The 12417-nt window shown below is 32.3% G+C and carries 11 protein-coding genes and 1 tRNA gene; 7 read left to right on the top strand and 5 right to left on the bottom strand.

Annotation, left to right across the window (positions count from 1 at the left end; all coding sequences use genetic code 11):
- Positions 1–91: 91 nt before the first annotated feature.
- From ACSSV5_RS09700 to ACSSV5_RS09710, 3 genes are all read left to right on the top strand, one after another.
- Positions 92–565: a Dps family protein gene (locus tag ACSSV5_RS09700; RefSeq protein ID WP_454245712.1), complete on the top strand. Its 474-nt coding sequence runs from the start codon at positions 92–94 to the stop codon at positions 563–565.
- Positions 566–581: 16 nt separating this feature from the next.
- A complete protein-coding gene (locus ACSSV5_RS09705; RefSeq protein WP_454245713.1) occupies positions 582–1517 on the top strand; it encodes a mechanosensitive ion channel family protein in 936 nt (311 codons plus the stop codon).
- Between the two features lie 63 nt (positions 1518–1580).
- Positions 1581–2549: a 2-hydroxyacid dehydrogenase gene (locus ACSSV5_RS09710; RefSeq protein WP_454245714.1), complete on the top strand. Its 969-nt coding sequence runs from the start codon at positions 1581–1583 to the stop codon at positions 2547–2549.
- 292 nt (positions 2550–2841) lie between these two features.
- On the opposite strand, the gene bshA is transcribed toward ACSSV5_RS09710, so the two are convergent.
- The 5 genes from bshA to hutH all read right to left on the bottom strand — a co-directional run bounded on the left by bshA (position 2842) and on the right by hutH (position 9298).
- Positions 2842–3984 (bottom strand): N-acetyl-alpha-D-glucosaminyl L-malate synthase BshA, encoded by a 1143-nt coding sequence (bshA, locus tag ACSSV5_RS09715; RefSeq protein ID WP_454245715.1) that lies wholly within the window; start codon positions 3982–3984, stop codon positions 2842–2844.
- A gap of 62 nt (positions 3985–4046) precedes the next feature.
- Positions 4047–6947, bottom strand: a complete 2901-nt coding sequence (locus tag ACSSV5_RS09720) for a glycoside hydrolase family 3 N-terminal domain-containing protein (protein WP_454245716.1) — start codon at positions 6945–6947, stop codon at positions 4047–4049.
- A gap of 13 nt (positions 6948–6960) precedes the next feature.
- Positions 6961–7443, bottom strand: a complete 483-nt coding sequence (locus ACSSV5_RS09725) for an ABC transporter ATPase (RefSeq protein WP_454245717.1) — start codon at positions 7441–7443, stop codon at positions 6961–6963.
- 83 nt (positions 7444–7526) lie between these two features.
- Positions 7527–7601, bottom strand: a tRNA-Pro gene (locus ACSSV5_RS09730).
- 188 nt (positions 7602–7789) lie between these two features.
- Positions 7790–9298: a histidine ammonia-lyase gene (gene hutH / locus ACSSV5_RS09735; RefSeq protein ID WP_454245718.1), complete on the bottom strand. Its 1509-nt coding sequence runs from the start codon at positions 9296–9298 to the stop codon at positions 7790–7792.
- Between the two features lie 183 nt (positions 9299–9481).
- Between hutH and ACSSV5_RS09740 the strand changes: the two genes are divergently transcribed.
- The 4 genes from ACSSV5_RS09740 to ACSSV5_RS09755 are packed head-to-tail and all read left to right on the top strand — an operon-like array spanning position 9482 to position 12416.
- Positions 9482–10123 carry a DUF4159 domain-containing protein gene (locus tag ACSSV5_RS09740; protein ID WP_454245719.1) on the top strand — a complete coding sequence of 214 codons (642 nt, stop codon included), beginning with the start codon at positions 9482–9484 and terminating at the stop codon, positions 10121–10123.
- An 18-nt stretch (positions 10124–10141) separates the two neighbouring features.
- The gene (locus tag ACSSV5_RS09745; RefSeq protein ID WP_454245720.1) at positions 10142–10636 is read left to right on the top strand and encodes a TrmH family RNA methyltransferase; all 495 of its coding nucleotides are present in this window, start codon (positions 10142–10144) and stop codon (positions 10634–10636) included.
- On the top strand, positions 10633–11823 hold the full coding sequence (locus ACSSV5_RS09750; protein ID WP_454245721.1) for a class I SAM-dependent methyltransferase: 1191 nt from the start codon (positions 10633–10635) through the stop codon (positions 11821–11823). The genes ACSSV5_RS09745 and ACSSV5_RS09750 overlap by 4 nt, the downstream gene beginning before the upstream one ends.
- Positions 11823–12416: a hypothetical protein gene (locus tag ACSSV5_RS09755; RefSeq protein ID WP_211066340.1), complete on the top strand. Its 594-nt coding sequence runs from the start codon at positions 11823–11825 to the stop codon at positions 12414–12416. Before ACSSV5_RS09750 ends, ACSSV5_RS09755 begins: the two co-directional genes overlap by 1 nt.
- Position 12417: the final 1 nt, after the last annotated feature.

The raw sequence follows: 12417 nt of genomic DNA on the forward strand, positions 1-12417 counted from the left end.
AAACTTATATTAAGTCTAAAGGGTTTTAGTTTAAAAACCTCTAACCTATTGTATATTTGTATTAAATTTTATAAATCAATAAATAAAAACTATGAGCTATCTGAATTTAGACCAAGACAAAACTTCAAAAACTGTTGAACAACTCAACATTTTGCTTGCTGACTATCATTTGTATTATCAAAAATTGAGAAACTTTCATTGGAACGTGATTGGAACAAATTTCTTCGATTTACATGAAAAATTTGAGGAAATGTATGATGATGCTAAACTTAAAGTTGATGAAATTGCTGAACGTATTTTGACTTTAAGACATTCGCCAAAAAGTAACTTATCTGATTATCTAAAAATCACTAATCTCAAAGAATCAGATGCTGATTTAGACGATGCTAAAATGGTAGATATTTTGCTTGAAGATCACGGCACTATTATCTCTCAAATGCGTAAGGTTGTCAAAGTTGCAGGCGATGCTGGCGACGAAGGGACTATAGATTTGATTGGAGCATATATCAGAGAACTTGAAAAAACAAGTTGGATGCTTGATGTATGGACCAAAAAATTGCGTTAATTTGCAATAAAAAAACATGTTTTATTTTCAAGATGATGTCTCACAAAGTATTGTAAATCAAACTCAAGATTCTTGGGATAAACTTAATGATAAATTTCAAGGTTGGGTAGATTCATTTATATTGAGTCTGCCCAATTTTTTGTTAGCAGTTATTGTATTTATTTTATTTATAGTATTTGCTAACCTTACTTCTAGATTACTAAAAAAGATATTACAGCGAACTTCTGCTCAACATTCGGTAGTTGTTATTACCATTAGAGTTTATAAAACTATTTTTATACTCATTGGTTTTTTTGTAGGCTTAGGAATTTTAAATTTAAGCACCGTATTAACCTCTGTTCTTGGAGCTGCGGGTGTTGTTGGTTTAGCTGTTGGCTTGGCACTTCAAGGCACTTTAAACAATACTTTTTCAGGCGTTATTTTGAGTTTTATCCCAAAAATACAGATTGGAGATTGGGTAGAAACCAACGACTTTAAAGGCTTTGTTACAGACATCAATCTAAGAAGTGTAACCTTAAAAACAGCAGATCAGAATTTAGTTTCAATTCCCAATTCAAAAATAGTTGACAATCCATTTAAAAACTTGAGTAGTGACGATAGAAGCATTGCTACTGTAGAATGTGGTGTTGGTTATGAAAGCGACTTAGAGTTTGTAGAAAAAATCACTGTGCAAGCCATTGAAAAAGCTTTACCACAGTTACCTGGTGAGAAAGTTGAGTTGTTTTATAAAGCTTTTGGCAACAGCTCTATTGATTATGAAGTTAGATTTTGGATTAAAGAAAGAAATGCAAAAGACGAATTGCTTGCAAAACACAAGGCAATTTTAGCCATTAAGAAAGCTTATAACGAAAACAACATCAATATCCCATTCCCAATTAGAACTTTAGATTTTGGTAAAAATAAATTCCGTTCTGAAACTTTAGAAATAAAAAATCACATATCGGATCAATAATGTTCTTAAAACAATAGCGATTTAGGTGCAAAATCAATATATCTCTTTTAAAAGTTATCACAAATGAAAAATATTTTAGTAACATATAAAACCAACGAAAACGAAAAAGAATTTTATAGAAATTTTTTTAAGGATCATGCAATTTCTTTTTTAGATGATACAGAAACAGATAAAAAAGAAAAGATATTATTGAAAAGTGAAATAATAATCGCGTGGAATCCGACAAGAGAATTAGAAAAATTTGATAAAAACCTGTTCCGTAATTTTCGTTTTATTCAACTATTGTCTGCCGGCTATGATCATTTAGAATTCGATATGTTTCCCACCACATGTTTAATTGCAGCAAACCAAGGTGCTTATGCACCAGCGATGGCAGAACATACGGTCGCAATGATTCTTGCACTGTCAAAAAAATTGCGCTTGTATCACAACCGCATGGCAGAAGGAAAATTTGAACAACTGAAAAGCATTACGAGGCAGATTAAAGGAGCCACGCTCGGAATTATCGGCTTCGGTTCAATTGGTAAAGAAGTTACCAAGTTGATGCGTGGTTTTGATGTGAAAGTAATGGCATTAAACACAAGCGGAAAAACAACTGAAGATGTTGATTTTATAGGGACATTAAACGATTTGGATAACCTGTTGATTCACTCTGATTTTGTGGTTATTTCCATTCCCCTGTCAGACGAAACAGAAGGATTAATCGGAAAAAAAGAATTAGAGCTAATGAAAAATGACGCCATATTGATTAATGTAGCGAGAGGACCAATTGTTAAAGAAAAAGATTTATATGAACATCTAAAAAACCATCCCGATTTTTCAGCTGGAATTGATGCGTGGTGGATCGAGCCGTTTAAGTTTGGACATTTTAAAATCAATTATCCCTTTTTTGAATTGCCCAATCTCTTAGGATCGCCGCACAATTCAGCTATTGTCGAAAACATTTTGATTGAAGGAGCAAGAAAAGCAGCAGAAAATGCTAAGAAATTCCTGAATAATAAAGAAATAAAAGGTGTCGTTGAAAGAACATAAAAGCCATTTGGAATTAATCGAATTTATTTAACGTGAGTTCGTTATAAATTCTAATAAAATACAGATATTTAATCATTTGTCATGTCGATAGAGCGAAGCATGAGCGACGAGACATCTCAGATAAGATTTCTCCTCATTCTTCGTCGAAATGACAAAATTTGCTTACAAAAATATGTAATCATCTGATTTACAGATTTCAATAAATCAAACTCACGTTATTTAGTATATTTCATAAAGGGATTACAACCAACTGACAAATAGCAATGCTTAGCACGCAATAAATAGAAACTTTTTATTGTTTTTCGACATTATTGGCAACTAACATAGATTGATAAAGTGTTTCATAAGATTTGATGACATTTTTGATATCAAATTCTTTGGCACGTTTTTTTGCAGCTTCTTTAAAGGTTTGATGTGTTTCAGGGTTTTTTAAAATTTTTAAAGCATTATCAGCCATTTCTTCAACATTGCCAACATCGCTTAAATATCCCGATAATCCGTGGATATTGACTTCAGGCAAACCACCAGTGTTAGTCGAAATTACAGGAACGCCGTGAGCCATAGCTTCAAGTGCAGCCAAACCAAAGCTTTCTTTTTCTGATGGCAAAATGAAAAGATCAGAAAAGCAAAGAATTTTTTCTATGTCATTGCTTTTTCCCATAAAAATAACTTGCTCTCTCACACCGAGTTCCATAGCAATATTTACCGCGTTATCACGATCTGGACCATCGCCTATTACGATGAGTTTTGCTTTTTGATGCTCTGATATTTTGGCAAATATTTTTATGACATCTCCCAAACGTTTTACAGATCTAAGATTACTGACATGCGTGATTATCATTTCATCATCATCTGCCATAGTATGTCTTTGGCAATCCTCAACATTGTTAATGAGATTATCAAAATCAATAAAATTTGGAATGACATGAATATCTTTTCTTATATCAAATATTCTTAAAGTATCTTCTTTTAAACTGTTTGAAACCGAAGTTACACAGTCGCTTTTGTTGATACTAAAGTTGACGGCTCCTTTATAAAAATTATGACTTCCAACTAAAGTTATGTCAGTGCCGTGAAGCGTGGTCATCATAGGAATTTCATAGTCATCTTCTTTCAGCATCTGTTTGGCCATATAGCCAGCATAAGCATGCGGGATAGCATAATGCACATGCAAAATATCAATATTGTATTTTTTTATGGTGTTGACCAGTTTTGTTGACAATGCCAATTCATATGGTTGATAGTGAAATAAAGGATATTCAGGTACAGAAACTTCATGAAAGTGAATGTTAGCTGACAAATATTTTAACCTTACGGGTTGTTTGTAGGTAATAAAATGGACTTCATGTCCTCTGTTGGATAAGCCAATACCCAATTCGGTAGCCACTACTCCACTTCCGCCGAAAGTTGGATAGCAAACAATTGCAATTTTCATTTATAAATTTTTGCACTAAGATAAATCTAATTCTAAGGTATTGGTCTTAAGGAAATCCAAAATTATGGTTTATTTATATTTTCATAGATAATTTTTTGAATTTCAGTTCTGATATTTTCTGAAATTAATTTTCTATTAGTCATATCAGGATGAACGCGATTGGATAGAAAAACATAGACGATATCTTCTTCGGGATCTGCCCAAGCATAGGTTCCTGTAAAACCACTATGACCAAAACTTGTCATTGACAAACAGCCACATGTTGGTCCAATTTCATCCAATTGGGGCTTGTCAAAACCTACACCTCTTCTCACATCATCTTCACAAAAATAACAAGTATTGAACCTGTCTATGGTAGAAGGTTTTAACAGTTGAGCATCGCCATAAGTTCCTCCATTAATATACATCTGCATAAATTTGGCTACGGCATTGGCATTGGCAAACAATCCTGCGTGACCACCAATGCCACCCAAAAGGGCTGCTCCTTGATCGTGAACATAACCTTTAAGGAGTTGTTTTCGCCACACGGTGTCGTTTTCTGTTGGTATAATTTGATCTTTATTGAAATGTTTTAATGGTAAATACCGCATTTTATTTATGCCCATTTTACTATAAAACTTGTCTTCTATTGATCGTTTTAGACTTTCGTTGTTGTAGTTTTCTATTATTTTTTGTAATAAATAAAATGGTAAATCGCTGTATTTGTATTCTAATTTTGGGCGTAATTCACTTTCAAAAATTTTTGTATAAATGCTATCGCGGTAATCATTTCTTACATAAAAATTCTCAGCCACTTGAGTTGAAAATTCTAAATCTAATTTGTTTTTATAATAAATTTCTGGGTGTTCTATGGTTTCTAAATAAAACGGTATCCAAGATTGAAATCTAGCATAGTGAGAAAGCATATGTTTGAAATCGATAAATGCTTTATCGGTATTTAAAAGTTCGGGAATATGTTGATATAAACTGTCATTTATATCTACTTTTCCTTCTTCTTCTAAACGCATAAACAAAGGCAAAGTTGACAATATTTTGGTCAATGATGCTAAATCGTAAACATCATTATCTTTGACTTTAACTTTGTTTTGATAGGTGTGATAGCCAAAGTTTTTTTGATAAATACTCACGCCATTTTTAGCAATTAATATTTGAGCACCTGGCGTCATTTTTTGTGCGATGGCATATCTGACTATTGAATCTATCTTGGCTTCATAGTTGGGATTCATCCCTTGATTTTGTGCAAAACCATAGGCTAATCTGTGTATAGAACTATAACGATAACCCGAACCTTCAGGATATATTTTATTGATACTTACAGGTAATTTACCTCGAGCTGGTCTTGCTCCATACAAAATTTGAGCCACCGCCGATTGTGCCAAATCAGAATTTTGATAAGCTTGCACAATACCTTTTATGTTCACCGTGCTTTTGATATCGCTTATAGCATACGGACTTGCAAAATTGACCAATATGACTGGAATTTGCAAACTGATTTCATGTATAGCCACCAGTTCTTTTTCTGTAAACTTATAAGATTTCCATGGCGTTTCATTAGAAGAATGATGCCCGATAATCAGCTTATCATAAGCTTTTAATTGTTCAATTTTATCACTTAAAAGTAAACCTGAATCTATGGTATCAACTTGGTCGTATAGGTTTAGAACCTCTATAAAATGTTGATTGCTGGCTTTTCCCATTTTGAGATAAGCTATCTGTTCTGTGTCTAAGTGTTTAAAAGGCAAAACATTAGCATTATTTTTTACAACAGTAATAGCATCAGCAATCGCTTTCATATAAATGGCGTCGTTTTTTTGAGTATTCAAATTCTCGACTAAATTTTGAGTATCAATAGGTTTGTATTCTGATAAACCCGCTTTGTATTTGGCGTATAATATTTTTTTGACTGAATAGGCTAATCTGTCTTCGGTTATGTATTCTTTTTTATAAGCTTTTTTTATTTTTTTTATAGCCAAAGGCACATTTTCAGATATTAAAAGAATATCATTGCCTGCCAAAAATGCTTGTAAATCAATTTCGCCAGGTTCTTCAAAATCGGCAACACCTTTCATATTTAAAGCATCGGTAAAAATCAAACCTTCAAAACCCAGTTTTTCTTTGATTAAACCTGTGACTACATTTCTGGAAAGCGAAGTTGGTAAATTTTGTTGTGGCTCTAAAGCTGGAACGTTTAGATGAGCCACCATAATACTACTCAAACTACTGTTGACAAGTTGTTTGAAAGGAAATAATTCTACACTTTCTAAACGTTGTTTTGAAAAGTGAATTGATGGTAAAGTTTTATGAGAATCTTTATCGGTGTCGCCATGTCCTGGAAAATGTTTTGCACTGGATAATATACCAACTTCATCAAAAGCTTCAACAAATAGTTTTGCTTTTTTGGTAACGTTATATTTGTTTTCACCAAAGGATCGATTACCGATAATCGGGTTATTGCGGTTTGTATTAATATCCACAACTGGGGCAAAATTGATGTGAACGCCTAAGCGTTTGTTGTGTTTTGCAATTTGGCGTGCAACATCTTTAACGGTGTTAGTGTCTTTTATGGCACCTAAAGTCATATTCCAAGGAAAAGCATAGGTAGAATCTAACCGCATAGCCAAACCCCATTCGGCATCCATAGCAATCATCAAAGGGGTTTTGCTTAACTTTTGATATTTATTAGTCAAATCAGCTTGCTGCATCGGACTACCTTTAGAAAAAATAATACCACCGATATGGTATTTTGTAATAAGTTTTTCTATATCAGCTCTTGGATTTCTAGAAAAAACATCAACCATAAACAGTTGACCTATTTTTTCGTCAAGGTTCATAGCATGGTATAAACTATCTACCCATTGTTGTTGGGCTAAGCTGTCTTTTGATTGTAAAGGTTGATACGAATAAGATTGAGAAAAAATTTTTGAACATAAAAAAATTATGATTAAGCTATAAAAATATTTCATCAATGTTTATATTTTAGAGAAATCTAGCTTGCCAACTATCTTTTAATGGAACTTCCCAATAATCTTCAAATTCTTGTTTAGTGGCAACTAAATTATTAAAAACAATGGTATTAGCATTTACTGCACGTTGTTTGACCATTTTTTTGAAATCCAAAAGTGGTTTGAATGCAATATGCTTGCCATGTTTGTAAGAAACATTCATTTTATCTAACAAATCTACATTATATTCTTGTTCTAATCCTTGCACAAATCTCACTAAATTATCTATAGAACAACCCGAAGCTGAAGACTGACTTTCATCAACACTAATGACGATAAAACGCTTGTATTTGATAAGATAAGATGTTTTTAGTTCTTGACCGTGAGCTACCCAAGATTGTAAAAATGTTTCTATATCTTTTGAAATTTGTTGGATTTCTTCATCGGTAAAACTTCTATTGCATTGATAAATCCATACCCGAGAGGCATCTGAAAGTTCGTTAAAATCTACTATCATAATTTTTGTTTACTCTGCAAATATAGTGAACATAAGCCGTAGAACCTGTCGCAAAAATCTTAAAAGAAATTAAAAGAAAAAAGTCGGGATGAGAGGATTCGAACCTCTGATCTCACGCCCCCCAGACGTGCACTTTAACCGGACTAAGCTACATCCCGAAAATTTAATATTTTGCAAAAATAGTATTTTTTTTAATCTTTAATCACTAAAGTTTAAGCTATCCTAAAAGCCTTTTTTGATTGATTTTGTAAACTGTTAATCCAATTATATCTCTAATTCTCAAGACTTCCTGCAGGTGTGCATATTTATCAAATCAAACTGTATGACTAAAATTGACTTTGAAAGTTTAAAAATCTAAAAACGCTCGGGCTTGTTTTGTGGATAAAAATTGGCGTGTTTTCTCAATTTCATCAGACATCAGTTTATCGTTTTTAATTATTGGAACTTCCTCTCTATACAACTTTAAAAAGGCTTCAATGGTCTTAGAGCTTTTTAAAGGTTGTCTAAAATATAAGGCTTGACTTGCATTTAACAATTCAATAGCTAAAATTGTTTGTATGTTTTTGACAATGCTCACAAGTTTTGTCGCCGCGTTAGCACCCATACTCACATGATCTTCTTGACCATTTGAAGATACAATAGAGTCAACCGAAGCTGGTGTACAGAGTTGTTTATTTTGGCTCACAATACTGGCAGCTGTGTATTGAGGAATCATAAATCCACTGTTGAGTCCAGAATTATCTATTAGAAAATTTGGCAAACCTCGAGAGCCAGAAACCAATTGATATATACGCCTTTCTGATATGTTGCCAATTTCTGCAAGTGAAATAGCCATGACATCTAAAGCAATAGCAAGCGGTTGACCGTGAAAATTGCCACCTGAAATCACTTGGTCTGCTTCTACAAAAATATTGGGATTGTCTGTTACTCCGTTAAGTTCGGTTGTGAAAGTTTGAGAAACATATTTTAATGCATCTTTTGTAGCACCATGAACTTGTGGAATACAGCGAAAAGAATATGGGTCTTGAACATTATCTTTTTTGGTATGGGCAATTTGGCTATCGCTTAAATACTTTAAAATTTGTTTTGCAGTTTGACGTTGTCCTTCATGTGGTCTGACTTGATGTACCAAATCGTCAAATGGTGACAAATTGCAATTAAAAGCATCTGTGGACATAGCCCCAATCAAATCGGCAAAACCTAAAATATAGCGACTTTGAATTAAAGCCCATAATCCATGTGCACTCATAAATTGTGTACCGTTGAGTAAAGCCAATCCTTCTTTTGATTTTAGTTTGAGCGGTTTAAGGTTGATTTGCTTTAAAACTTTTGCACTATCTTCAACTTTGCCTTTGTATTCTACTTTGCCTTGACCCAACAAAACCAAAGACAGATGGGCTAAAGGAGCCAAATCTCCTGAAGCTCCTAACGAACCTTGCTCAAATACCAACGGGCAAACCTTATGGTTATATAGGTCTATAAGGGTTTCAACTAATTCTATACTTACACCAGAATAACCATAACTTAAAGATTGAATTTTTAAAAACAACATCAAACGCACAATCTTTTTTGATACTCTTTTGCCAGTGCCACAAGCGTGAGACAGCACTAAATTTTCTTGAAGTTGAGCTAGTTGATCCTTTGGTATTTTTACATTACATAATGATCCAAAACCCGTATTGATACCGTACATTGGATATGTGGATTGATCTTGTTTTTTATCGAGATACGCTCTACACTTTATGATATTTTGTCTTGCTTTATCACTTAATTTAAGTTGAACATCTTTTTTTATAATTTGTTCTACTTTATTTATAGTAAGTGTTTCATAATCAATATAATGAGTATTTGACATAAACTGTTTTTAATCTTGGGTTGCTAAATTAATATTTTAATGCTAAAAGATTGAAGAAAATTAAACCTGTATGCATTTTTTTTAAAATCAATTAAAAAACTTGTTTCTAAATTCGTGTTATTTAAAACACTTGGTATTTATTTAACGCTATTAAATGCTTAAATTTGAATTCAAATTTAAAATATGATTAGAGTTTTTTTTGTCTTAATATTTCTGATATCCCTTAAATCTACTTCACAGCAAATAGCCGTCCTAAAATACAAAGGCGGTGGCGATTGGTATAGCAATCCTACAGCTTTACCCAATTTGGTGAAGTTTTGCAATACAGAAATAAATACCGCAATATCTGAAAAAATACCCACAGTAACACCTGATTCGCCTGAACTGTTCAACTATCCTTACGTTTATTTAACAGGTCACGGCAATGTATTCTTTAGTGAAAAAGATGCACAAAATCTCAGAAACTATTTATTAAGTGGCGGATTTCTTCACGTTGATGATAATTATGGTTTAAACCCTTATTTTAGAAAAGCCATTAAAACCGTATTTCCCGATAAAACATTAGAAGAAATACCAGCCAATCATCCCATATTTTCAAGTGCATTCAGTTTTCCAAAAGGATTACCCAAAATACACGTTCACGACGGAAAGCCACCGCAATTGTTCGGTTTGAGCCACGAAGGCAGATTGATATTGATATTTTCTTATGAAAGTGATTTAGGCAACGGTTGGGAAGATCCTGAAGTTCACAACGATCCTGAAGAAGTGCGTCAAAAAGCTTTAAAAATGGGCGCCAATATTATTAAATACGTTTTCTTAAACTAAAGATTTAAAATGCAGCAATTGGCTCATAAAGATATTTCCAATGCAAAACACAATTTGTCGATTATTTTAATTTGTGATGTTTTAAAATCGCCTGCCAATTTAGGAAATCTTTGCAGAATAGCTGATGCTTTTGGTGTTGCAAAATTGTATATACACCAAACCAATAAAGATTTTCTAAAATCTAATAGGTTAAAAAAAACTGCTCGACATACACATCAACATCTTGATATTGGGTTTTATACTGATTTCATTTCATTACACAAAATTCTTAAAAATGAGCATTATGAAAATGTCGCTATAGAATATTGTGATAAAAGTATAGCCTTACCTCAGATAAGATTTAACTCTAAAACTGCTTTAATAGTAGGCAATGAAAAATCAGGTGTATCTGAGTCTATTTTAAATCTTGTCGATAAGTCAACTCATGTTGATATGTATGGTCACAACAGTAGTATAAATGTAGCCCAAGCCACAGCTATTGCACTTTACGCATGTGTAAATCAGCAATTATGAGTATCGACCGAAATCTTTTAAAACCTGAAATTATTGATTTTGTAAAACAACACGAAAATCATAATATTCCAGAATTAATTTTAAAAGGAAGTCCTTTTAAGTCTGTTAGCATTCAGCAGATTGCACAGCAAATTAAAGGTCGGCAAGTTGCTAAAGCTAAATTTCCTAAATTTTATGATTGCGAAACAATTATTTATCCACCAAAGTTAAATTTAGAACAATCTTCTTCTGAAATTGCCGCAAACTATAAAGCTCAATTTATCAATACTAATGATAAAGTTATTGATATTACTGGCGGAATGGGAATTGACACCTTGGCTTTTGCACAAAAAACAAAACAGATTTCTTATTGTGAAATGCAATCCAAAACTTTTGATTATGCCAACCATAATCTTGAAATCCTAAATTCAAATATTGAATTACACCAAACCGATGGCATAGAATTTCTCAAAAAAAATAAAACTAAATATGATTTGATTTATATCGATCCTTCAAGACGAAATAAACATCAAAAAAAAGTATTTAAACTTGAAGATTCCACGCCTAATGTTTTAGAATATTTAGGTTTATTTCAGTCAAAATCTAATCGTGTTTTAATAAAAACCTCACCTCTACTCGACTTGAAGTATTGCTTAAGTAAAATAAATTTAATAACTGAAATACATATTGTTGCAATAACAAATGAAGTTAAAGAAATTTTGCTTTTAATAGATTTTAACCCTGATGAAAGTTCACCTGTTTTAAAAGCTGTAAATCTTGAAACCGAGCAAATCAATTTTCAAAGTCCATTGAGTTTATCAGATTGTTTGCCAAAAATATCTGAGCCAAAAACTTATTTATACGAACCTAATGCAGCCATTATGAAATCTGGTTTATTTGGCGAATTATCAACACAATTTAAGCTTTCGGCTTTAGCTAAAAACACGCATTTACTCACAAGTGATAAATTAGTTGATTTTCCAGGACGACGATTTATGATTAAATCCATGATATCGCCAAAACAGAAAGATTTAAAAAAGCATATTCCCAATCTAAAAGCTAATGTTAGTAGCAGAAACTATCCACTAAAACCCGAACAGATTAAAGCAAAATACAAAATAAAAGACGGTGGAGATTGTTATGTTTTTTTTACTTCAGATTTTAATAATCAAAAAATAGTATTAATTTGTGATAAAATTCAGAACTGATGATAAAGGTTTACTTATTTGCGTTTATATTCACTTTTTCGCTTTTCTCTTTTGGGCAATGTGAATATAGCGAAATGGCTTATGATAATACGACTAACAAAGCTTATTTAAAATCACTTCCAATCACTTTAGATATTTATGAAACCCCGCTTAACGGCAGAATTGTATTGGCTTCATTGATAAGAACTGGTAATCAATATTTTATAGAAATTGAAATCACTAAAGATTCATCTGCTCAAGACTTAGAACCTATTTGTTTTGAAAAAGGCTCTCGGTTAAACTTTTCACTCAAAAATGGATCAATTGTGAGTATCTCTCAAGTTGATGAAAAAATCTGTGGAATCAAATTATATGATGAAGAGACAGAATACACAACGGTATCGAACTATGCGAAATTTATTTTAACACAAAAAGCTTTTGATGAATTGATCAAATCTGAAATCGTATTGATAAAAATAAGTGCAACAAATTATGAAAAGACATTTGTTTTGAAAGATGAGCTAATTCAAAACATAGAAAATTCAACAATAGTAACCTATCCAAGTCGTTTTTTTATAGATAATATCGAATGTATGACCAATCCAAAATTTTAAT

The sequence above is a fragment of the Psychroflexus sp. MBR-150 genome, from assembly GCF_053628795.1.